A 20,754-nucleotide genomic window follows, 5' to 3' on the forward strand; every position below is an offset into this window, starting at 1 on the left:
CGCGCCCGGCTACTCGCAGGCGGCGAGCACCAGCTCGCGCACGCGTGCCGCGTCGGCCTGGCCGCGGGTGGCCTTCATGACATCGCCGACGATCTTGCCGGCGGCCTGCACCTTGCCGCTGCGGACCTTCTCGACGATGTCCGGGTTGGCGGCGAGCGCCTCGTCGACGGCCTTCTGCAGGGCTCCGTCATCGCGCACCACCTCGAGGCCACGCGCGGCGACGACCTCGTCGGGCTCGCCCTCGCCGTCGAGCACGCCGACGATGACCTGCTGCGCGAGCTTGCTCGTGAGCTTGCCCTCGTCGATGAGCGCGATCACGCGCGCCACCTGGGCGGGGGTGATCGCCAGGGCATCGAGCTCGACCTCCCGTGAATTCGCCTGCTGCGGCAGGAAGCTCCCCCACCACGAGCGAGCGGCGTCCGGGGTGGCCCCGGCGTCGACGGTCGCGATGATGGCGTCGATGGCGCCCAGGTTCACCAGGTCGCGCATGACCTCGTCGGAGAGCTTCCACTCCTCCTGGATCCGGGCACGGCGCAGCCACGGCAGCTCCGGGATCGTGCCGCGCAGCTGCTCGACGAGCTCCGCCGCCGGCGCGACGGGGCCGAGGTCCGGGTCCGGGAAGTAGCGGTAGTCGTCCGCCGTCTCCTTGGGGCGCCCGGCCGTGGTGGTCCCGTCGCCCTCCTGGAAGTGCCGGGTCTCGAGCACGACGGTGCCGCCGGCGTCGAGCACCGCTGCCTGACGGCGCATCTCGTACCGCACCGCGACCTCGACGCTGCGCAGCGAGTTGACGTTCTTGGTCTCGGTGCGCGTGCCGAACTCCGTCTGCCCGACGGGCCTGAGCGAGACGTTCGAATCGCACCGCATCGAACCCTGGTCCATCCGGACGTCGGAGACGTCGAGCGAGGCGAGCAGGTCGCGGAGCGCGGTGACGTACGCGCGGGCGACCTCGGGGGCCCGCTCCCCCGCGCCCTCGATGGGGCGCGAGACGATCTCGACCAGCGGCACGCCGGCGCGGTTGAAGTCGAGGAGCGAGTGCGAGGCGCCGTGGATGCGGCCGGTGGCCGAACCGATGTGCGTGGACTTGCCCGTGTCCTCCTCCATGTGCGCGCGCTCGATCTCCACCCGCCAGACGGTGCCGTCCTCGAGCGGGACGTCGAGGTAGCCGTCGTAGGCGATCGGGTCCTCGTACTGGCTGATCTGGTAGTTCTTCGGCTGGTCCGGGTAGAAGTAGTTCTTCCGCGCGAACACCGAGCTCGGCCGGATCGAGCAGTTCAGTGCCAGGCCGATGCGAATGGCCGAGCGCACCGCCTCGTCGTTGACGACCGGCAGTGCGCCCGGCATCCCCAGGCACGTGGGGCAGACCTGGGTGTTGGGCTCGGCGCCGAACTCGGTGCGGCAGCCGCAGAACATCTTGGTGGCCGTGCCGAGCTCGACGTGGACCTCCATGCCCATCACGGGCTCGTAGCGGGCCACGACGTCCGCGTACTCGGGGAGATCCAGTTCGGCAAGCTCGGCACTCATGGCGTCAAGCCTAATGCTCCGCCGGTCAGCGGCTGGACACCGCCACCGCGTCAGCGGTCACCGTGACCGTCGACGAGACGTAACCGGAGTCCGAGCCGGTGATCGGGCGACCGTCGCGGCCGGTGGCGGTGAAGTTCCACACCTGCGAGCCGCTGATGCTGAGCTGTCCGTCGCGGACGTCACCGCTGAGGTCGATCTCGTCCACGTTGGGCGCGGTCCAGCTGTAGGTGCCCTTCTCGCCGGAGAAGTCGGACTGCGGGCACCCCGACGGGTAGCCGTCCTTCGAGGCCGCGCACGCCGAGTAGCGCGCGGCGATCTGCTGCCGCACCGACGTCTTGGCGGCGTCGCTGAGGCCGAAGCCGATGTTGAGGCTGCCGCTCACGCTGAAGCGCGAGAGTCCCTTGACCGACGCCTGGCCCTTGTCGTCGGTCGAGCTGTACTTCGACTTCTGTGCCACCAGATTCTTGTTCGACGATCCCAGGTCGAGGGCACCGGGGAACACGTACACGACACCGGACTCGGGCAGCGGCTTGCCGAGGATCGTGACGTTCTTCTTGTCCGAGTCGTAGCTGAAGTACGGCTTGAGCTGGACCGCGGCGGTCGCGAGCTTCCAGTCGTCGCCGACCTTCTCCATGCTCAGCTCCTCGTCGTAGGACACCTGGCCGATCGTGACGGTCAGGTGCACGGTGCCCATGTAGCCGCCGGACTCGCTGACGATCTTGAGGTCCTTGATCGGCGCGAGGTCGCGCTGCTTCCGGAGCACCTCGTCGGTGAGCAGCTCGGTCGAGGCGGGCGCCTCCTTGCCGTAGCTCAGCGCCTTCTTCGCGTCACCCGCCTGGAGCGCGGCGAAGTAGGCCTTGACCGTCGCGCCGGGCGAACCGGTGTCGCCGCCACCACCGACGCTCTTGACGATGGCGATGCCGGCGATGAGCACGATCACCAGCAGCACGGCGCCGCCGCCGATCAGGGCGGGGATCAACCAGCCCGGCCGCGGCTTCTTCGGGGCGCCCGGGGCCGGCGGGAACCCGGGCGCTCCGGGACCCTGCGGGCCCTGGCCGCCGGGGGGCGCGAAGGCCGGTTGGGCCGGGTACTGCGGGTTCGACGGTGCGCCGAACTGCGCGTTCTCGCCCGACTGCCAGGTCGGGCGCAGCTGCGTCTGCTCGTGGGGGTCGGACGGATCCTGGCCCGGGTAGCCGCCCGGGTTCGAGGGAGGGTTCGGATTCATACCGGCGAGTCTGCGGTGCACTTCTTAAGGCTCGCTTCAGAGAGGCCAGTGGTCGCGCTCCGGAGGTTCAGCCGAAGAACTCCGCGGCGTCGTCGTAGCGCTCCCGCGGGACCCGCTTGAGTTGCTTGACGGCTTCCGCGAGGGGCACGAGCCCGATGGACGTGCCACGCAACGACACCATCTGCCCGACCTTCCCCGCATGCGCCGCATCAGCGGCGTTGACGCCGTAGCGGGTGGCCAGCACCCGATCCGCCGGCGTCGGCGTCCCACCCCGCTGCACATGCCCCAGCACAGTGGTGCGGACCTCCTTGCTGATCCGCTTCTCGATCTCCACCCCCAACTGGTGCGCCACCCCCGTGAACCGCTCGTGCCCGAACTCATCCGTCCCGCCGACCCGCAACTGCATCGTCCCCTCCGCCGGCTTCGCACCCTCCGCGACGACCACGATGAAACTCGCATGGCCACGCTGGAAGCGACGTTTGATCATGACGCACAACTCCTCCACATCGAACGGCACCTCGGGAATGAGGACGGCATGGGCACCGGACGCGAGCCCGGAGTTCAGCGCGATCCACCCCGCATGCCGGCCCATCACCTCCACCAGCATCACCCGCTGATGCGACTCCGCGGTCGAATGCAACCGATCGATCGCGTCCGTCGCGATCGTCAGCGCCGTATCGAACCCGAACGTGACGTCGGTGCAGTCGATGTCGTTGTCGATGGTCTTCGGCACCCCCACCACCGGCACCCCCTCATCCGCCAACCACGACGCCGCCGTCAGCGTGCCCTCCCCACCGATCGGGATCAACACATCGATGCCGTTGTCGTCGAGGGTCCGCCGGATCCGGTCCAACCCCGCCCGCAGCACATCCGGATGGGTGCGAGCGGTGCCCAGCATCGTGCCGCCCTTGGTCAGCAGCCGATCGTTGCGCTCATCGTCGGACAACTGCACCCGCCGGTCCTCCAACAGGCCGCGCCACCCGTCCTGAAACCCGACCACCGCCGACCCGTACCGCGAATCACACGTCCGGACCACCGCCCGGATCACCGCGTTCAACCCCGGACAGTCACCACCACCTGTCAACACACCGATGCGCAGACTCATGGACGTAGATCTTGCCGCGCCGACCCGTGACCTGTCAGGACAATCATCCCGGCGTGACGACGCCCGTCTCGTACGCGTAGACCACCGCCTGCGCCCGATCGCGCAGCCCGAGCTTCTGCAGGACCTTGCTGACGTGTGTCTTCACGGTCTGGTCCGAGACGAACAGCGCCTCGGCGATCTCCGCGTTGGACCGTCCGGCCGCGATCGCCTCCAGGACCTCCCGCTCCCGGGGCGTGAGGGTCTTCAGCTCGGGCGGCGCGGTCCGACGGTGCGCCCGCGCGGCGGTCACCTCGGCGATCATCCGGCGGGTCACCGACGGCGCCAGCAGCGACTGGCCCTCGTGCACCACCCGGACGGCGCGGACCAGTTCCTCCGCGGGCGCGTCCTTGAGCATGAACCCGGACGCACCGACCCGCAGCGCCTCGTAGACGTAGTCGTCGATGTCGAAGGTGGTGAGCATGAGCACGCGGACGCCGTCGTGCCGGCGCAGGATCTCGGCGGCGGCCTCGAGCCCGTTCATCTCCGGCATGCGGACGTCCATGAGCACGACGTCGGGCCGCAGCCGCGCGACCTCGGCCACGGCGGCCTTGCCGTCGGGGGCGTCCCCGATCACGGAGATGTCGGGCTGCGCACCCAGCAGGGCACCGAAGCCCTGGCGGACCATGGCCTGATCGTCGGCGATGAAGACGGTGATGGACACCCTCGTGAGCCTAGGCCCCGTCGGGCCGGGCGGGGAGCGTGGCGCGCACGGCGAAACCCCCGCCCACCGTCGGGACCGCGGAGAGCGAGCCGCCGACGGTGCGCGCCCGCTCCGCCATCCCGGGGATCCCCTGCCCGAGTCCGGGGCCGCCGAGGTCGGCGTCGGAGGTGCGGGGCCCGTTCTCGACGCGCAGGTTCAGCGTGCCGGTCTCGAGGGTCAGGGCGACGGTGATCGCCGCGCCCTGGGCGTGGCGGGTCGCGTTCGCGATGGACTCCTGGACGATGCGGTAGGCGACGAGCGCAGTGGTCTCGCCGATCGCGGACGGATCGGGTAGGGGGAGGTATTCGACGACGACGCCGGCCGCGCGGGCGCCGTCGATGAGCTCGTCGACGCCGCCGAGCCCGGGGGCGGGCGCGAGCTCCGCGGAGGCGTCGTCGAGTCGCAGCACGCCGAGGAGCGCACGGACCTCGTTGAGCGCCTCGCGGGCGGAGACGGCGATGCCGTCGAACTCGGCACGGGCCCGCGCGGAGACATCGGGGACGCGGTACTGCGCGGTCTGCGCCTGGACCACGACGAGCGACATCCGGTGCGCGACGATGTCGTGCAGGTCGCGGGCGATGCGTGTGCGCTCCTCGAGGATGGCGCGACGGCCGCGCTCGAGCTCGCTGACCTCGGTCTGCTCCTCGAGCCGGTTGCGGGACTGCAGCGCCAGCCGCAACAGCAGGATGATCACCAGCGAGACCATGATCCCCGCGACCCATCCGCCGCCGGTGCCGTCCTGCGCGTTGACCCAGAACAGCACCGACGAGGCCGCCGCGATGGCCACGGCGTCGAGCGGCCGGCACTTGAGGAAGGCGATCCAGCTGGTGATCAGCATCGCCATGATCAGCGAGACCTGCCAGTTCCACTGCCAGTCCTGCTTCGCGTCGAACCACAGGAGCGGGAAGATCGCCGCCGTCGCGGCGACGATCCCCCACGCGGCGCGCGGGTGCGCCCAGGCGATCGCGATGGGCAGCACGGACAGCCCGCTGATGATCGGCAGCAGCGCCGCGGGAACGGTGAACTGCTCGTTCAGGGTGGGCCAGGCGACCGCCCACATGATGAGCGCGACCAGGAGGAACAGCCAGTTGACCTTCCGGGACAGGAAGATCCCGAGCGGCGTCGCGTGCAGCGCACCGTCGGGGGCCTTGATGTGCAGGGCGCTCTGCCGGTCCAGGTAGCGGCCGGCGCGCACCGTCGCTCGCCCGATCCGCTCGATCCTCTTCGTGGTCGTCCTCATGGGAGCCAACGCTAGGGGCGGCGCGCGCACGCCGTCCTCATACTTTCGGGTGAGATCGGACCACTCGCACAGCCGATCCGCCGCTGCGCCGGGCGTTCCTAGCGTCGTCGCCATGACCCGCCGCATGCTCGCCGCCGCAGCCGTACTCGCCGTTCCCTTGTCCTTCGGCATCTCCCTACCCGCCGCCGCGGAGAACGTCGTGCCCGCAGAAGACGCGTCCTCGGCCGCGGCGGTCCGCGCCGTCTCCGCCCCGACGGTGGCCGTCGTCGACCAGATCCGTTCGATCCCCGCCGGCTTCGGCTACGTCGCCGCCGCCGGCCCCGGCTACGCGGTCGACCCGCACGGCGAATGCTCGTCCGTCGTACCCCTGCCCGCCGATTTCGACGCGCCGTGCAAGGCGCACGACCTCGGCTACGACCTGCTGCGGCACGCCGACGCCGCCGGGCACCCACTCGGGGGGTGGGCGCGCCGGCTCATCGACGACACCCTCGCCGAGCGGCTGTCCGCCGCGTGCGGCGCCCGGCCCGTCCAGCAGCGTCGGCAGTGCGCCGAGGTCGCGGGGATCGCCGTGCTCGCCGTCCGCGCCAACACCTGGCGCCAGCACGACGGTCCGCCCCGCGCCGAGTCCGTCGCCGAGCTCGCGACGAGCTGGCTCACCGTCGGGGGCCGGCTGTGATCGCGGCGCCGCGGCTGCGCGCGGGCGTACCGACCGGGTACGCCGTCGGGGTCGCCTGCGCGGCGTTCCCGAACCAGTTGCCGCGTGCGGTCGTCGTACAGGTGGTGGTGTGCCTGGTGTTCGGCGCCGTGGGCGCCGGCATCGGGGTGGTGATCGCGCGCCGGCGATCCGTGCACTACCGCGCCGCCGGGTACCTCGCCGCCGCCGCGCTCGTGGGATGGCTGCTGTGGCAGAACCATCTGCGGGCGGCCGCGGGAGTGGGACCGGTGGGTCCGGTGGGGTTCGCCGTGCTGGTGGGCGTGGTCGGAGCTGCGCCGTTCGCGGTCGCGGTCCTGTGGTCCGTCCGGCTGCGGGCCGCGGTCGCCGCGGTGGCGGCGATCGTGGCTGCGGCGGGGGTCGCCTGGCCCGCGACGGCCCGCCCGCCCGAGGAGTCCGCCTCGTATGCACAACGTTTCGCCGACATCGGCTCGCGCACGCCCGGCGTGCGGGTGTACACCTCCCTGTCCGACGGTGCCTCCCCCGCCCGGCGCGCCGCCGTCGCGGTCGACCGGCTCGTCGCGGCCGGCGGGCTCGCGCGGCGGGCCGTCGTGGTCGCGGTCCCCACCGGATCCGGCTGGGTCGACCCGCATTTCGTCCGCGGCGTCGAGGAGGCGATGCGCGGCGACAGCGCGATCGTGGCCGTGCAGTACACGCAGATGCCGAGCTGGCAGTCGTTCGTGCTGCACCGCGACGCCGCCGCGGCGACGACCGCGGCCCTCATCGACGAACTGCACAGGCGGGCACCGTCGACCGCGCTGCGCCTGTACGGCCAGAGCCTGGGGACGGTGGGTGTGGTCGCCGCGCAGCGGCGCGCCGAGGAGCTGCGGGCCCCGATCGCGGCGACCCTGCAGGTGGGCACACCGGCGGGGGTCGCGCTCGCCGGCCCCGCGCAACTCAACGCCTCCGACCCGGTCGGGATCTGGTCGCCGCGGCTGCTCGTCACACCGCCCGACCGCGCCGCGACGGCACCCGGCAGCGCGACACCGCGCCCGCCGTGGGTTCCGCTGCTCGGATTCCTCCAGGCCACCGTCGACCTGCTCGGCGCCACCGCCCCGCCGCCCGGGCTGGGCCACCGTTACGACGAACGGCAGGGCTCCGACCTGGTGAGCGGTCTCACCGCGCGGGGTGCCCTCCCCGCCGCAGCCGCCTGACCCTCGCCCCCCTTCGTAACGTAACAGCGTTAGCCCAGATGGCTTCCTGCGGAAACGTGTGCATCCGTTGCTTGCTACCCGCGGGTAACTCGGCTAGGCGGTGAAGTCGTGCTCGCTCAGTCCCCTGCGCACCCTGCGGAGCAGGACCTCCGGACGGTTCGCCAGCGGCCCGGCCGTCACGATGATGAGGTTCCAGCCCAGGTCCTTCTCGAGCACGTTCCACCGCTCGACGTCGGCGGCGTGCTGCTTCCCGTCGCGGTGATGGGCCCCGTCGTACTCGACGGCCACCTTGTACACCTCATCGGCGAGGTCGAGGAAGTACTCGCCGTCGAGAACCGGGACCTGCGGGATCATGTTCGTCAGGCCGGCGCGGTGGAGCGTCAACCGCGAGAAGGTCTCCCACGGGGACTGCGAACGGCCGTCGGCCTCTCGCAGCACCTCGCGGATCCGGCTGCCCCGCCACCACTCCCGTCGGTCGAGCTCGGCCTCGATCTGTTCCACCGTCGCCATCGCCGGTCGGGCCACCCAGGCCGGACGGTGCGCCGTGGCCGGCCTCCCGAACACGCGCAGGCACTGATCTGCGGCGGCGATGCCCTCATCGCCGCGGGTGTAGCGCATGAGGTCCATGGCCGTACGGATCGGTGCGGTGCAGGGCAGTCCGTAGCGGATCACCACGTCGTCGGCGGTGAACTCCGCCGTCCGGCTGATCACGCCGCGACGACGGATCTGCTTGGGGCCCAGCACTTCCACGAGCTCCCGCGACTTCGCCATGGTGTGCAGATGCAGTCGTGCGGCGGTCCAGCCGCACAGTGCCGAACCGGGATACTCCCGGATCATCGCCGTGGCGAGGTCGCCGACGGTCCCTCCCGTCTCCCCTCGCGGAACGCGGAACCCGGGCGTGATGCAGCGGTAGTCCTTCTCCGCCGCATACCGGCCCACGTCGGCGATCAACTCCGCCGAGCGATGTACCTCGCGCTCGAACGCCCCCATGCCCATTGGACGCACCGGACCCACGATCCGGTTCCCGCGGGTTGATTACCCGTGAGTAGCAAGCGGCGGATGCACACGTTTCCGCAGGAAGCTCCCTGGGCTAACGCTGTTAAGTTCCGGGGCGGGGCCCGACGGTGCCGCCGCGCACCGTCGGGCTACTGCGCACCGTCGGGCTATGCGGACCGTCAGGCGACGGGGCCGCGGGCGGCCTCGTAGGCCGCGCCGACGCGGTAGAGTCGGTCGTCCGCCTGCGCGGGCGCCAGGATCTGCAGGCCGACGGGCAGGCCGTCGTCCGTCGACAGTCCCGAGGGCACCGACATGCCGCAGTGACCGGCGAGGTTCGTCGGCAGCGTGAACAGGTCGAACAGGTACATCGCCAGCGGGTCGCCGACCTTCTCCCCCAGCTTGAACGCCGTGGTGGGCGTGGTGGGCGAGACGATGACGTCGACGCTCTCGTAGGCGCGGGCGAAGTCGTCCGCGAGCAGGGTGCGGACCTTCTGGGCACTGCCGTAGTAGGCGTCGTAGTAGCCCGAGCTCAGCGCATAGGTGCCGATGATGATGCGGCGCTTGACCTCCGGACCGAAACCGGCCTCGCGGGTGAGCGCCATGACCTCGTCCGCGGAATGCGTACCGTCGTCGCCGGTGCGCAAGCCGTAACGCATGGCGTCGAACCGGGCGAGGTTCGAGGAGACCTCCGACGGGAGGATCAGGTAGTACGCGGCCAGCGAGTACCGCAGCGTGGGCAGCGACACCTCGACCGTCTCGGCGCCCAGGTCCCGCAGCTGCTGCACGGCCTTCAGATACGACGCCTGCACCCCCGGCTCGGTGCCGTCGGCGCCGAACTCCTTGACCAGGCCCACGCGCACGCCCTTCAGGTCGCCGGAGGCCCCCGCAAGCGCGGCCGCGACCACGCCGGGAACGGGGGCGTCCAGCGAGGTCGAGTCGCGCGGGTCGTGCCCGGCGATCACCTCGTGCAGCAGCGCGGTGTCGAGGACGGTGCGTGCGCAGGGCCCGCCCTGGTCCAGCGACGACGCGCACGCGACCAACCCGTAGCGGCTGACGGCGCCGTAGGTCGGGCGCACGCCGACGGTGGCCGTCAGCGACGCGGGCTGGCGGATCGACCCGCCGGTGTCGGTGCCGATGGCGAGCGGCGCCTCGTACGAGGCGAGCGCCGCGGCGCTGCCACCGCCGGAGCCGCCGGGGGTGCGGTCGGCGGCCCACGGGTTGCGGGTCACGCCGTACGCCGAGTTCTCCGTCGACGAGCCCATGGCGAACTCGTCCATGTTCGTCTTGCCGAGGATCGGGATGCCGGCGGCGCGCAGCTTCGCGGTGACCGTCGCGTCGTACGGCGCGGTCCACCCCTCGAGGATCTTGGAGCCGCAGGTGGTGGGCGCGTCGGTCGTGGTGAACACGTCCTTGAGCGCCAGCGGGACGCCGGCGAGCGCGGACGCGGGCTGCTCGCCGCGGGCCCGGGCCTCGTCGACGGTGCGCGCCGCCGCCAGGGCCGCATCGGCGCCGACGTGCAGGAAGGCGCCCAGGTCGCCGTCGACCTCGGCGATCCGGTCCAGGTGCGCCTGGGTTACTTCGACGGAGCTCAGCTCGCCGGCGGCGATCTTCGCGGCCAGGTCGGCGGCGGTGGAACCCGTGATCTCGTTCGATGCTCGAAGTTCGGTCATGGTCACTCCTCCCCCAGGATGCGCGGCACGGCGAAGCGGTCGCCCTCGCGGGCGGGCGCGCCGGAGAGTGCCTGCTCCGGCGTGAGGCCGGGCACCGGCACGTCGGCCCGATCGACGTTCACATTGCCGACCGGCAGCGTCAGCGGCGCGACGTCGGTATCGGCACCGTCGGAGCCGATCTCGGTCACCACCTTGACGTGCTCGAGGATCGAATCGAGCTGCGTGGCGAACACGTCGAGCTCTTCGTCGGTGACGGCGAGGCGCGACAGTCGCGCGAGGTGCGCGACCTCGTCCCGGGAGATGGCAGACATGCCTATGATCCTAGGCGGCGCTCAGCCGCGCGCCCCCACCACCCGGTAGCGGCCGCAGAGGAAGGCCTTGTTCCGCGCCCACTCCACCAGCTCGAAGTCGAAGGCCCGCGGGAACAGGGGCCGCCCCGCACCGACGGTGGCGGGCGCGTAGCTGATCACCACCTCGTCGAGCATTCCGGCCTCGGCGAACTGGGCGGCGAGGTCGCCGCCACCCACGACCCACACGCCCTTCTCCCTTGCCGCCGCCTCCAGTTGCTCCCGGTGTGCGGCCGGCTCACCCGCGATGAAGCGGACGCCGGGGTGGATGGGCGACAGGTCCCGGTGGGTGAACACGAACACCGGGTAGTCCGCGTAGTACCAGGGCTCGTCGCCGGCCTCGACCCGGTCGACCACCCACTGGTAGGTGGTGTAGCCCATGACGATCGCGCCCACCCCGACCATGTACTCCTCGATGTTCATCGGCCCGGCCTCGTCGATCGGCTGGCTGAGCAGCCAGTCCAGGCTGTCGTTCGAGTCGGCGAGGAAGCCGTCGAGCGTGGAAGCGGTGTAGTAGCAGTAGGCGGTCTTCGGAGATGTCATTGTGGTCCTCCCGTCATTCTCCGGTGCCAGATGATCGGGTCGGGGTCCATTTCGGGGGTATCGACGGCGACGCCCGCGTCCGCGAGCATCCAGCGCGCCAGCAGCCGACGGTGCGCGGAGAAGGTCAGCTCGTGCGCGACGATCTGGGACAGCAGGAACGACTCGGGCGGGTCGCACAGCGCGTCGATCACGCGGTCGCCCCACGCCCCGCGCCGGTCGACGTCGCGGATCAGGCCGAGCCACCGCGGCGAGTTCTCCGCGTGCGCCCGGGCGAGGGCGGCGGGATCCTCGTCGGGCGGCAGCTCGGGAGCGGGTTCGCCGGCGATGGACGCGTGCCAGGGCGCGGTGCTGAACACGAGGTGCCACATCACCTGCGCCAGTGACTCGTCGGGGCCCTCCCAGTGCCGCGGCCGCGACCCCGGCAGCCGCACCTTCCGGTACTCGTCGGGTGCCAGCGCGGCGACCGCGTCGAGCAGCGCCCCGATGTCGGCCGCGTCGTGCTGCACCTGCAGCGCCAGCACGTTCCCCGACGAATCCGGATGCCCCTCCCCGGCATCGACGTAGAGCACCGTCGGGGAGTGGAAGTGCAGGCCGTTGGGCGCCGGTAGCCAATGCCCGACAGTGCGCGGCAACCCGGTCGGCGAGTGCCCGTAGGCGCGCGCGAAGGCGCGGATGAATCCCTCGACGGACCCGTAGCCGGCCGCGAAGGCTGCGTCGGTCACCGTCGAACCGCGCTGCAGCTGCCAGGCGGCTCGTTCGAGGAGGATGCGTCGGCGGAGCGCGACGGGCGGCTCGCCGACGCCCGCGGAGACCCGCCGAGCGAAGTGGGACGGTGAGCTGTACGCGTTGGCCGCCATGGCGTCGAGATCGTCGTGCGGCTCGGCGAGCACGGCGTCGAGGAGCCTGCGCAGCGGGTCAACGGGTTCGGCCATGTGCACCAGTATCGGCCCCGCTGCCGCCCGCCCGCTTGACCGTTCTTGCTCGAACTACGCGCTCAGCGCAGAGAGCGCCGCTCCAGCCAGGGCTTGATCCGCGCGGTGATCCACGGCAGGACCAGGAACACCATGAGCGGCGTGTTGATCAGTGTCGCGATCAGGGTTCGCGCCCCCAGGTCCCAGCCGTGGGAGCCGAGCGGTAGGTGGGGCAGCACCAGGAAGTTGATCAGGAGCGAGAGCGGGAAGAATCCCAGCCAGATCGCCACGGCCTGCTTCCACCGTGGAGGGACCCTCACCACGGGTGCTGCGACGGGCACGGCACCGTCGGCCTGCGGGGAGAACCAGCCCTCGATCCCGGACAGGCGGTGCGTGGCGGTCTCCACCGCCACGCCCTCGCCCCGCTGGAGCCAGTGCTTGCGCACCCGCGAGCGCTGCCATTGGGCGAGCTCGGGCTCGGAGGCGAAGCGGTAGATCACGAAGTACTCGTCGGACTGGTGCGCGGAGCGCACCCATCCGCCGCCCAGGAACCCGGGATAGGTTCGAGCCAGGGCGATTCCCGCATCGGTCCAAGCCAGGAAGTCGTGTTCGCGACCGGGAGAGATGCGTCGGGCGACGGAGGTGAGCGCGGCCTTGTGGGCCTCGGGCGCCTCCGAACGGGTATCGGTGGGCATGCGCATAAGTGTCGAGGACGCGGGCATCCCACGGCCAACGGGAGCGGTGTGATCTTCATGACGCCGCGCGCGGACCTGCACCGTCGCGATACTGGTGACAGAATCGTGGGGTGTCCTACCTCCTGCGCGTTCGCCTCACCGACCGTCCCGGCAGCCTCGGCTCCCTCGCCGTGGCACTCGGCTCCGTCGGCGCCGACATCCTCTCGCTCGACGTCGTGGAGCGCGGTGAGGGCTTCGCCGTCGACGACATCGTCGTCGACCTGGGGCCGCAGTCGCTGCCGGACACGCTGATCACCGCAGCGGAGGCGCTCGACGGCATCACCGTCGACTCGATCCGCCCGTACGCGGACGTCTTGGACACGCACCGCGAGCTGGAGCTGATCGACCACGTGGCGGCCGCGAAGCACGACCAGCTGCAGATGCTGGTGGACCAGGTCCCCCGCGTCCTGCGCGTCGGCTGGTGCGCCGTTCTCACCAACAGCCCCGACACACCGTGGCCCGCCCACGGCTCGTCCGGCCTGCCCGAGACGCCGCCGACGGACTTCGGCTTCCTCCCGCTGAGCGGCCCCGTCGCCTTCGACGGCGAGGCCGACTGGGTGCCGCAGGCCTGGCAGCAGATGGACACCAAGCTGGCCGCCGCGCCGCTCGGCGCCATCGGCAAGGTGGTGCTCGTCGGCCGCCCGGGCGGACCCGACTTCCGCCCCTCGGAGGTCGCCCGGCTCGGCTACCTCGCCGGGATCGTGGCGACGGTGCTGGTCAAGTAGCGTCCGGCTGCTCCGCGGCGTCCGGCTCCTCCGCGTCCGGCTCCTCCGCGTCCTCCGGCCGCACCGCCTCCGGCCCCTCGGCCAGCAGCTTCGTGAAGCCCGCCTCGTCGAGGATCTGCACCCCGAGCTGCTCGGCCTTCTCGGCCTTGGACCCCGGCGCGTCACCGATCACGACGAACGCCGTCTTCTTCGAGACGCTGCCGGCGGCCTTGCCACCGCGCACCAGGATGGCCTCCTTCGCCTCGTCGCGCGAGAAGTTCTGGAGCGAACCGGTGACCACGATCGACAGGCCCTCGAGCGTGCGCTGCACGGACTCGTCGCGTTCGTCCTCGAGGCGCACGCCCGCGGCGCGCCACTTCTCCACGATCTCGCGGTGCCAGGCGACGGTGAACCAGTCGATGACCGCCTCGGCGATCGTGCGACCGACACCGTCGACCTCCGCCAGGCGGTCCACGTCGGCCTCGGCGATGGCGTCGAGGCTGCCGAACTCCTGCGCGAGCGCCCGCGCGGCCGACGGGCCGACATGCCGGATGGACAGGGCGACGAGCACGCGCCACAGCGGCTTGTTCTTCGCCACCGCGAGATTGGCCAGCAGGCGCTGGGCGTTCGCCGACAGCGCGCCGCCGTCGTTGGTGAACAGCGGGACCTGCAGCAGCTCCTCGGCCGTGAGCGAGAAGACATCCCCCTCGTTGTGCAGCACCGGCGAAGCGGTGAGCGCCGACGCCGCCTCGTAGCCGAGGCCCTCGATGTCGAAGCAGTTCCGCCCGGCCAGGTAGAACAGCCGCTCGCGGAGCTGGGCGGGGCAGGTCTCCGTGTTGGGGCAGCGGATGTCGGCGTCCCCCTCCTTGGAGGGGGCGAGGGTCGCGCCGCACTCGGGACAGGTGACGGGCATGACGAAGGGACGCTCGGTGCCGTCGCGCAGGTCGACTACGGGGCCGAGCACCTCCGGGATCACATCGCCGGCCTTGCGGATGGTGACCGTGTCGCCGATCAGGACGCCCTTGCGCTCCACCTCGGAGGCGTTGTGCAGCGTCGCGAACTCGACCGTGGAGCCGGCCACGGTGACCGGCGCCATGTAGGCGTACGGCGTGACCCGCCCGGTGCGACCCACGTTGACGCGGATATCGAGGAGCTTGGTCGTCACCTCCTCGGGCGGGTACTTGTAGGCGATGGCCCAGCGCGGCGCCCGGGACGTGGCGCCCAGGCGGCGCTGCAGGGAGATCTCGTCGACCTTCACCACCAGGCCGTCGATCTCGTGCTCGGGGTCGTGCCGGTGCTCGCCCCAGTAGAAGACGCGCTCGACCACCGCGTCGGCCCCCGACACCTGCTTCGTGTACTGCGAGACCGGCAGGCCCCACGCGCCGAGCGCCCGGTACGCGTCGTGCAGGCTCGACGGTGACCACTGCCCCTCGATCCGGCCGAGGCCGTGGCAGATCATGCCGAGCCTGCGGCGGGAGGTGATCTGCGGGTTCTTCTGCCGGAGCGATCCCGCGGCGGAGTTACGGGGGTTGGCGAAGGGCGGCTTGCCCTCGGCGACGAGCCCGGCGTTGAGCTCCTCGAAATCTGCCAGCCGGAAGAAGACCTCGCCGCGCACCTCGAGGACCTCGGGTATCGGGAACTCGTCCGACGGGGTGAGGACGTGCGGCACGTCCCGCAGGGTGCGCGCGTTGAGCGTGACGTCCTCGCCGGTACGACCGTCGCCACGGGTGGCGCCGCGCACCAGGGAGCCGTTCTCGTAGACGAGGTTGAGGGCGACGCCGTCGATCTTGAGCTCGGTGAGGAAGACGACCTCGCCCCCGACGTCCTTCTGGACGCGGGCGACCCAGTCGCGCAGCTCCCCCTCGTCGAAGACGTTGTCGAGCGACATCATCCGCTCGAGGTGGTCCACCGCCGTGAACTCGGTGGAGAAACCGCCGCCCACCAGTTTGGTGGGCGAATCGGCGACGGCGAGCTCGGGGAACGCCGTTTCCATCTCCTGGAGGCGGCGCAGCAGTGCGTCGAACTCGCCGTCGGAGAGCACCGGCGCGTCCTGCACGTAGTACCGGAACTGGTGCCCGCGCACCTCCTCCGCGAGCTCCTGCCACGCGCGGCGGTCGTCCTCGGTCAGCTCCTTCGACATGGGAGCCAGATTAGTCGAGGGCACCGACAGCTCCGCGCCGCCGATTCACCGCTCCTTCTCACGCGGAGGCTGCGCGAAGCGCAGCTCGTTGCCGGACGGGTCGATGACGGTCACCGTCGGGCCGCCGGGGCCGCCGGGGTCGAGGCCGGGCCGGGACCGGGGATGACGGTGCGCCGCCAGCTCGGCCTGCAACGCGGCGGCGTCGGCGACCGGGATCCACACGACCGAGTTCGGGCTGCCGTCGCCGAAGTGCTCCGACAGGTGCAGTACCACGCCGCCGCGGCGAACCGCGACGTACGCGGGGAGGTCCGGCTCGAACCGGTGCTCCCACGCCAGCGTGAAACCCAGGTAGGCAGTGTAGAACTCGACCGCCGCGTCCCGGTCGAACATGCGCAGCACCGGCACCGCGGGCCCGCCGAACTCGGTCATGGGACCAGACTACGCACGCCGCGGGCCGTCGACTCGGCGAGCGTGATGTCCCATTCGTGCCGATTCGCCTCCGGGGCCGGGATCGTCGGCCTGTCCACCGCTTTCAGCCTGCAGCAGCGGGGTGTGCAGGTGACTGTCGTGGACCGGATCGGTCCCGCCGCGGGCGCGTCCTGGGGCAACGCGGGCTGGCTGAGCCCGGCGTTCACCATCCCACTTCCCGAGCCGGCGCTCCTCAAGCAGGGACCGCGCGCGCTGCTGTCGCCGTCGTCGCCGGTGGCGCTGGCACCGTCGGCGGACCCGGCGGTGGCCAGGTTCATGGCTGCGTTCGCCCTGAACTGCACGCCGCACAAATGGGCCTCATCGATGCGGACCTACGCCACACTCAACGCCCACATCTACGACTCCTTCGAGCGGCAGATCGCCGCCGGCGTCCGCGGCGAGCTGCACGCGTACGACATGACGGTGGGCTTCGCGAGCCTGCACGACGCCACCGGGATCCTCGACGAGCTGGCCCGCGTCTCCGCGGCCGGCCAGCAGATCGACGTCACCCTCCTCGACCCCCGATCGGCCCGCGAGTACGAGCCGCACCTCACCGAGAACGTCGCTCTCGCACTGCGACTGCGCGGACAGCGATACCTGAACCCCGGCGCGTACGTGCAGGCGCTCGCCGACGCGGTGATCGCGGGCGGTGGAGAGCTGCGCACCGGCATCGACGTCACGGAGGTCCGGCGCGACGGCGCCCGCGCCCGCGTGATCGGCACGGGGATCGACGAACTGACCGACGCGGCGGTCCTGTGCTCCGGCGCATGGCTGCCCCGGCTCGCGTCGGCGCACGGTGTGCGGATCCCCCTGTTCGCCGGCCGCGGCTACAGCTGCTCGGTCCCCATCGACACCCCGCTGCAGGGCGCGACCTACTTCCCCGCGGCGCGTGCGGCGATCACGCCCCGGCCCGACGGTGCCGACGGCCGACCCCGCATCCGAGTGGCCGGGATCATGGAGTTCGCCGACCCCGACAAGCCGCTGAACCCCAAGCGGATCCGGGTGACCAACGACGCCGTCCGGCCGCTGCTGCGCGGGATCGACTGGTCGGGCATCGACGAGCAGTGGGTGGGCTCACGCCCGCTCTCGGCCGACGGCCTGCCGCTCATCGGCGGCACCGCGACACCGGGCGTCTACGTCGGCGGCGGGCACGGCATGTGGGGGCTGACGCTCGGCCCGCTCACCGGCGAGCTGCTGGCCGAACAGATCACCACAGGCCGCACGCCCGCGCTCACCGCGGGCCTGGACCCACTGCGGTAGCCAGCCGCTCGAGGTACGCGGTGGCCGCCTCGACACTCGAATCATCCACCGGGAAGAGCACATCGGTGATGCCCGCCGCGCCCCACCGGGCGAGGCGGTCACCGTCGGGCACGGAATCGAGGGCGACGATGCGGGGCGCGCCCGAACGGCCGTGCTCGCGCCAGATCTCCTGCAGGCGTACGGCCGCGGTGGTGATCCCGCGGTCGCGCGGGGTGGTGATCCAGCCGTCGGCGTTCTTGGCGATCCACGTGAAGTTCTTGTCGGTCGCGCCGGCACCGACCAGGACGGGCACCGCACCGGGCGGCTTGGGCCAGGTCCAGCTGGGGCCGAAGGAGACGAATTCGCCCTCGTAGGAGGCCTCCTCGTCGCGCCACAGGGCGCGCATCGCCTCGAGGTATTCGCGGAGCATGGTGCGGCGACGACCGGCGGGGACGCCGTGGTCGGCGAGTTCATCGAGATTCCAGCCGAATCCGACGCCCAGGGAGACCCGTCCGCCGGACAGGTGGTCGACGGTGGCGATCGTCTTGGCGAGCGTGATCGGGTCGGACTGGACCGGCAGCGCCACCGCCGTCGACAGCTCGATCCGCTCGGTGACTGCGGCCGCGGCGGCCAGCGAGGTCCACGGGTCGAGCGTGCGCAGGTAGCGGTCGTCGGGCAGCTCCGCCGTGCCGGTACCCGGGTGCGCGGCATCGCGCCGGGTGGGGATGTGGCCGTGCTCGGGGACGAAGTACGAGGCGAAGCCCGCCGCCTCGATGAGCGGCGCCAGCCGGTGCGGGGGCACCCCGCGGTCGGAGGTGAACTGGACGATGCCGACCCGGACTTCCTGCGTGATCACCCTCAAAGTAGAACACGTTCCATCGACGGGCGCGGGTATTCCGCCTACGTTGAAGGAATGCCGCACCCGATCATGTTCGCCGACGACGACCCCGTCCTCGCCCGCGTCCGCGCGATCGCTCTCGCCTTCCCGGAGGCGACGGAGAAGGTGGCGCACGGCCGTCCGACCTTCCGCTGCGGCAAGATGTTCGCGATGTACGGCGGCGGCACGAAGAAGACCGAGCACCGCCCGCACGAGCAGCGGAACACGAGCGTGCTGTTCATCGCCGACCCGGCCGAGCGCGCCGCGCTGGAACAGGACGAGCGGTTCTACCTGCCCGCCTACATGGCATCGGCGGGGTGGCTGGGCCTCGACCTGACGATCGGCACCGTCGACTGGGACGAGGTGCGCGAGCTCGTGGACGCGAGCTACCGGACCATCGCACCGAAACGGGCCCTCGCCCTGCTCGATGAGCAGGGCGAGGGCCCGTCGGACTAGACCTCGCTACAGCTGCGGCCCCTGCTCGCGCAGGTCGTCCACGTCCTTCATCGCCTTACGCAGCTCGCCGAGCCAGTCGTCGGCGTGGTCGCCGACCAGGCGCACGCACCAGGCGAGCGCGTCGGCCCGCGATCGGGCGACACCGGCGTCGACCAGCGTGTCGAGCACGAGCCGCTCGGGCTGCCGGAGCCGCGACATCACCGGTACCGCCTGATGCGTGAACAGGATCGTCTCGTCGCCCGCCGTCACGCCCCACGACACTCGCCGGCGGTAGCGCTCCTGTGCCTCGTCGGCGACCCGCATGCGCTGCTCCCGAGTGTCCTCGCGGAACCGGGCGGCGCGCCCCTCGCGCTGCGCGGCCGACTGCTCCCCGTCCGTGGGGAGCTGTCCCACCACCACGATCTCGTCGCGGTCGACGGTGACCCGCGGCGCACTGTCGAACCAGTCGTCCGGGAGCCGGCCGGCGAACCAGTCCCCCGCATCCTTCGCGTCCGGCACCTCGGTGCGCGGGCCTCGTCCTGCCATCATGTGCGACCTCCTCGATCGGCCTTGATTACATGATTACATGATTACGCCGAGCGCGCGGAGATGTCGAGGGGTGATCGCCCAGGGCGAACGACGCGGACGCTCGAGGTCACCGTCCGGGTTCGAGCCGCCCGCCGCGGACCACGTGGAAGTCGTAGGCGGACTCGGCGTGCAGCCCGTCGTCGAGGCCGTCCGCCTCGTGCTGCGGGTCGGCGCGCAGTCCGATGGTGGCCTTGAGCGCGAGGCCGATGACCAGCGTGACCGCCATCGCGTAACCGAGCACCACGATGACCGCCACGGCCTGGCGCCACAGTTGGTCCAGGCCGCCGCCGTAGAGCAGGCCATCGCGCCCCGCCGGGGCGGAGGCGCTGCCGACCAGGCCGATCATGAGCATTCCCACGACCCCGCTCACGAAGTGCACGCCCACCACGTCGAGCGAATCGTCGTACCGCCAGCGGTACTTGAGCTCGATCGCGTAGGAGCTGATCGCACCCGCCGCGGCGCCCACGGCGAGCGCCCCGATCGGCGTCACCGCCGAGCACGACGGGGTGATCGCCACCAGCCCGGCCACGACTCCCGAGGCCGCGCCGAACGAGGTGGGCTTGCCGTGCCGGACCTTCTCCACGATCAACCAGGTCACCATCGACACCGCTCCGGCGCCGAGCGTGTTCGCGACGATCAACGCAGCCGACCCGTTGGCGGCGAGAGTGGATCCGGCGTTGAAGCCGAACCAGCCGAACCACAGCAGGCCCGCGCCGAGCATGACGAAGGGCAGGTTGTGCGGGCGCATCGGGTCGCGCGGCCACCCTGCGCGCCGCCCCAGCAACAGCGCCATGACCAGCGCCGAGGCGCCCGAGTTGATCTCCACGGCGGTGCCGCCGGCGAAGTCGATCGCCTTCAGGTGCTCCGTGATCCACCCGCCGTGTTCGGCCGTCAAGCCGGGCACCGAGAACACCCAGTGCGCGACCGGGAAGTAGACGAGCGTGGCCCACAGCCCCGCGAACACGAGCCAGGAGACGAAGCGCATGCGGTCGGCGACCGCACCCGCGATGAGGGCGACGGTGACCATCGCGAAACCCGCCTGGAAGGCGACGAACAGCAGCGCGGGGACGTGGCCGACCAGCGGCACCGCGCCGGAGTCGGAGCCGTCCGCGGCGAACGTCCCCAGCAGCCCGCGCAGACCGGCGAAGGTGGTCGGATCGCCGACCACGCCGCCACGGTCGGGCCCGAAGGTCATCGAGTAGCCGAAGACCACCCACAGCAGCCAGACCACCGGGATCGCGGTCAGGCACATCATCATCATGTTGAGCACGCTCTTGCTGCGCACCATGCCGCCGTAGAACAGGGCGAGGCCCGGCGTCATCAGGAGGACGAGCGCGAACGCGGCGAGCAGCCAGGCGGTGTCTGCACCATCGACTGGTCCGGTGTGCGGGAACATCGCCGAAGTG

At 71.5% G+C, this 20,754-nt stretch carries 21 protein-coding genes; 5 read left to right on the forward strand and 16 right to left on the reverse strand.

From position 1 onward, the window contains the following. Nucleotides 1-9: 9 nt before the first annotated feature. The 5 genes from gatB to AXK61_RS07565 form a co-directional block, all read right to left on the reverse strand. On the reverse strand, nucleotides 10-1,521 hold the full coding sequence (gene gatB, locus AXK61_RS07545) for an Asp-tRNA(Asn)/Glu-tRNA(Gln) amidotransferase subunit GatB (protein WP_068744582.1): 1,512 nt from the start codon (nucleotides 1,519-1,521) through the stop codon (nucleotides 10-12). Between the two features lie 25 nt (nucleotides 1,522-1,546). After that, a complete protein-coding gene (locus tag AXK61_RS07550) occupies nucleotides 1,547-2,746 on the reverse strand; it encodes a DUF4878 domain-containing protein (protein ID WP_068744584.1) in 1,200 nt (399 codons plus the stop codon). 67 nt (nucleotides 2,747-2,813) lie between these two features. Continuing rightward, entirely contained in the window at nucleotides 2,814-3,845 is a 1,032-nt protein-coding gene (locus AXK61_RS07555; RefSeq protein WP_068744747.1) for an ATP-dependent 6-phosphofructokinase, read from the reverse strand. 49 nt (nucleotides 3,846-3,894) lie between these two features. After that, the gene (locus AXK61_RS07560) at nucleotides 3,895-4,551 is read right to left on the reverse strand and encodes a response regulator (protein WP_068744586.1); all 657 of its coding nucleotides are present in this window, start codon (nucleotides 4,549-4,551) and stop codon (nucleotides 3,895-3,897) included. A gap of 10 nt (nucleotides 4,552-4,561) precedes the next feature. After that, nucleotides 4,562-5,830: a sensor histidine kinase gene (locus AXK61_RS07565; protein ID WP_068744588.1), complete on the reverse strand. Its 1,269-nt coding sequence runs from the start codon at nucleotides 5,828-5,830 to the stop codon at nucleotides 4,562-4,564. Between the two features lie 112 nt (nucleotides 5,831-5,942). Here AXK61_RS07565 and AXK61_RS24870 point away from each other — a divergent pair, with 112 nt between their 5' ends. Together AXK61_RS24870 and AXK61_RS07575 are read left to right on the forward strand one after the other, a co-directional pair. Beyond that, on the forward strand, nucleotides 5,943-6,506 hold the full coding sequence (locus AXK61_RS24870; protein WP_068744590.1) for a hypothetical protein: 564 nt from the start codon (nucleotides 5,943-5,945) through the stop codon (nucleotides 6,504-6,506). Beyond that, nucleotides 6,503-7,696, forward strand: a complete 1,194-nt coding sequence (locus AXK61_RS07575; RefSeq protein WP_068744592.1) for an alpha/beta-hydrolase family protein — start codon at nucleotides 6,503-6,505, stop codon at nucleotides 7,694-7,696. Before AXK61_RS24870 ends, AXK61_RS07575 begins: the two co-directional genes overlap by 4 nt. Nucleotides 7,697-7,789: 93 nt before the next feature. Here the strand turns inward: AXK61_RS07575 and AXK61_RS07580 are convergent, their stop codons facing one another. The 6 genes from AXK61_RS07580 to AXK61_RS07605 form a co-directional block, all read right to left on the reverse strand. Then, entirely contained in the window at nucleotides 7,790-8,701 is a 912-nt protein-coding gene (locus AXK61_RS07580; protein WP_197466769.1) for an endonuclease domain-containing protein, read from the reverse strand. A gap of 170 nt (nucleotides 8,702-8,871) precedes the next feature. Beyond that, on the reverse strand, nucleotides 8,872-10,362 hold the full coding sequence (gatA, locus tag AXK61_RS07585) for an Asp-tRNA(Asn)/Glu-tRNA(Gln) amidotransferase subunit GatA (RefSeq protein WP_068744596.1): 1,491 nt from the start codon (nucleotides 10,360-10,362) through the stop codon (nucleotides 8,872-8,874). Nucleotides 10,363-10,364: 2 nt separating this feature from the next. Continuing rightward, entirely contained in the window at nucleotides 10,365-10,673 is a 309-nt protein-coding gene (gatC, locus tag AXK61_RS07590) for an Asp-tRNA(Asn)/Glu-tRNA(Gln) amidotransferase subunit GatC (RefSeq protein WP_068744598.1), read from the reverse strand. 21 nt (nucleotides 10,674-10,694) lie between these two features. Next, entirely contained in the window at nucleotides 10,695-11,252 is a 558-nt protein-coding gene (locus AXK61_RS07595; RefSeq protein ID WP_068744600.1) for a dihydrofolate reductase family protein, read from the reverse strand. Beyond that, entirely contained in the window at nucleotides 11,249-12,184 is a 936-nt protein-coding gene (locus tag AXK61_RS07600; protein ID WP_068744602.1) for a helix-turn-helix domain-containing protein, read from the reverse strand. The genes AXK61_RS07595 and AXK61_RS07600 overlap by 4 nt, the downstream gene beginning before the upstream one ends. A 62-nt stretch (nucleotides 12,185-12,246) precedes the next feature. Further along, nucleotides 12,247-12,858, reverse strand: a complete 612-nt coding sequence (locus AXK61_RS07605; RefSeq protein ID WP_068744749.1) for an antibiotic biosynthesis monooxygenase — start codon at nucleotides 12,856-12,858, stop codon at nucleotides 12,247-12,249. Between the two features lie 110 nt (nucleotides 12,859-12,968). On the opposite strand from AXK61_RS07605, the gene AXK61_RS07610 reads away from it, so the two are divergent. Then, entirely contained in the window at nucleotides 12,969-13,622 is a 654-nt protein-coding gene (locus tag AXK61_RS07610) for an ACT domain-containing protein (protein ID WP_068744606.1), read from the forward strand. On the opposite strand, the gene ligA is transcribed toward AXK61_RS07610, so the two are convergent. Continuing rightward, entirely contained in the window at nucleotides 13,615-15,741 is a 2,127-nt protein-coding gene (gene ligA / locus AXK61_RS07615; protein ID WP_068744609.1) for an NAD-dependent DNA ligase LigA, read from the reverse strand. The genes AXK61_RS07610 and ligA overlap by 8 nt on opposite strands. Before the next feature lie 45 nt (nucleotides 15,742-15,786). Further along, nucleotides 15,787-16,170, reverse strand: a complete 384-nt coding sequence (locus tag AXK61_RS07620; RefSeq protein WP_068744610.1) for a glyoxalase superfamily protein — start codon at nucleotides 16,168-16,170, stop codon at nucleotides 15,787-15,789. 45 nt (nucleotides 16,171-16,215) lie between these two features. Here AXK61_RS07620 and AXK61_RS07625 point away from each other — a divergent pair, with 45 nt between their 5' ends. Beyond that, entirely contained in the window at nucleotides 16,216-17,469 is a 1,254-nt protein-coding gene (locus AXK61_RS07625) for an NAD(P)/FAD-dependent oxidoreductase (RefSeq protein WP_068744612.1), read from the forward strand. On the opposite strand, the gene AXK61_RS07630 is transcribed toward AXK61_RS07625, so the two are convergent. After that, the gene (locus AXK61_RS07630) at nucleotides 17,441-18,304 is read right to left on the reverse strand and encodes a TIGR03619 family F420-dependent LLM class oxidoreductase (RefSeq protein WP_068744614.1); all 864 of its coding nucleotides are present in this window, start codon (nucleotides 18,302-18,304) and stop codon (nucleotides 17,441-17,443) included. The genes AXK61_RS07625 and AXK61_RS07630 overlap by 29 nt on opposite strands. A gap of 57 nt (nucleotides 18,305-18,361) precedes the next feature. Here AXK61_RS07630 and AXK61_RS07635 point away from each other — a divergent pair, with 57 nt between their 5' ends. After that, a complete protein-coding gene (locus AXK61_RS07635; protein ID WP_068744616.1) occupies nucleotides 18,362-18,781 on the forward strand; it encodes an MmcQ/YjbR family DNA-binding protein in 420 nt (139 codons plus the stop codon). Nucleotides 18,782-18,787: 6 nt separating this feature from the next. Here AXK61_RS07635 and AXK61_RS07640 read toward each other — a convergent pair whose 3' ends face one another. Next, nucleotides 18,788-19,309, reverse strand: a complete 522-nt coding sequence (locus AXK61_RS07640) for a hypothetical protein (RefSeq protein WP_068744617.1) — start codon at nucleotides 19,307-19,309, stop codon at nucleotides 18,788-18,790. Between the two features lie 106 nt (nucleotides 19,310-19,415). Then, entirely contained in the window at nucleotides 19,416-20,744 is a 1,329-nt protein-coding gene (locus AXK61_RS07645; protein ID WP_068744618.1) for an ammonium transporter, read from the reverse strand. Nucleotides 20,745-20,754 lie beyond the last annotated feature (10 nt).

It is taken from the genome of Tsukamurella pseudospumae, from assembly GCF_001575205.1.
GTDB lineage: Bacteria > Actinomycetota > Actinomycetes > Mycobacteriales > Mycobacteriaceae > Tsukamurella > Tsukamurella pseudospumae.

Coding starts and splice junctions, on each gene's coding strand:
- gatB (WP_068744582.1), bottom strand. CDS start 1,521: ATGAGTGCCGAGCTTGCCGAACTGGATCTCCCCGAGTACGCGGACGTC.
- AXK61_RS07550 (WP_068744584.1), bottom strand. CDS start 2,746: ATGAATCCGAACCCTCCCTCGAACCCGGGCGGCTACCCGGGCCAGGAT.
- AXK61_RS07565 (WP_068744588.1), bottom strand. CDS start 5,830: ATGAGGACGACCACGAAGAGGATCGAGCGGATCGGGCGAGCGACGGTG.
- AXK61_RS24870 (WP_068744590.1), top strand. CDS start 5,943: ATGACCCGCCGCATGCTCGCCGCCGCAGCCGTACTCGCCGTTCCCTTG.
- gatA (WP_068744596.1), bottom strand. CDS start 10,362: ATGACCGAACTTCGAGCATCGAACGAGATCACGGGTTCCACCGCCGCC.
- gatC (WP_068744598.1), bottom strand. CDS start 10,673: ATGTCTGCCATCTCCCGGGACGAGGTCGCGCACCTCGCGCGACTGTCG.
- AXK61_RS07595 (WP_068744600.1), bottom strand. CDS start 11,252: ATGACATCTCCGAAGACCGCCTACTGCTACTACACCGCTTCCACGCTC.
- AXK61_RS07600 (WP_068744602.1), bottom strand. CDS start 12,184: ATGGCCGAACCCGTTGACCCGCTGCGCAGGCTCCTCGACGCCGTGCTC.
- AXK61_RS07605 (WP_068744749.1), bottom strand. CDS start 12,858: ATGCCCACCGATACCCGTTCGGAGGCGCCCGAGGCCCACAAGGCCGCG.
- ligA (WP_068744609.1), bottom strand. CDS start 15,741: ATGTCGAAGGAGCTGACCGAGGACGACCGCCGCGCGTGGCAGGAGCTC.
- AXK61_RS07620 (WP_068744610.1), bottom strand. CDS start 16,170: ATGACCGAGTTCGGCGGGCCCGCGGTGCCGGTGCTGCGCATGTTCGAC.
- AXK61_RS07625 (WP_068744612.1), top strand. CDS start 16,216: ATGTCCCATTCGTGCCGATTCGCCTCCGGGGCCGGGATCGTCGGCCTG.
- AXK61_RS07635 (WP_068744616.1), top strand. CDS start 18,362: ATGCCGCACCCGATCATGTTCGCCGACGACGACCCCGTCCTCGCCCGC.
- AXK61_RS07640 (WP_068744617.1), bottom strand. CDS start 19,309: ATGATGGCAGGACGAGGCCCGCGCACCGAGGTGCCGGACGCGAAGGAT.
- AXK61_RS07645 (WP_068744618.1), bottom strand. CDS start 20,744: ATGTTCCCGCACACCGGACCAGTCGATGGTGCAGACACCGCCTGGCTG.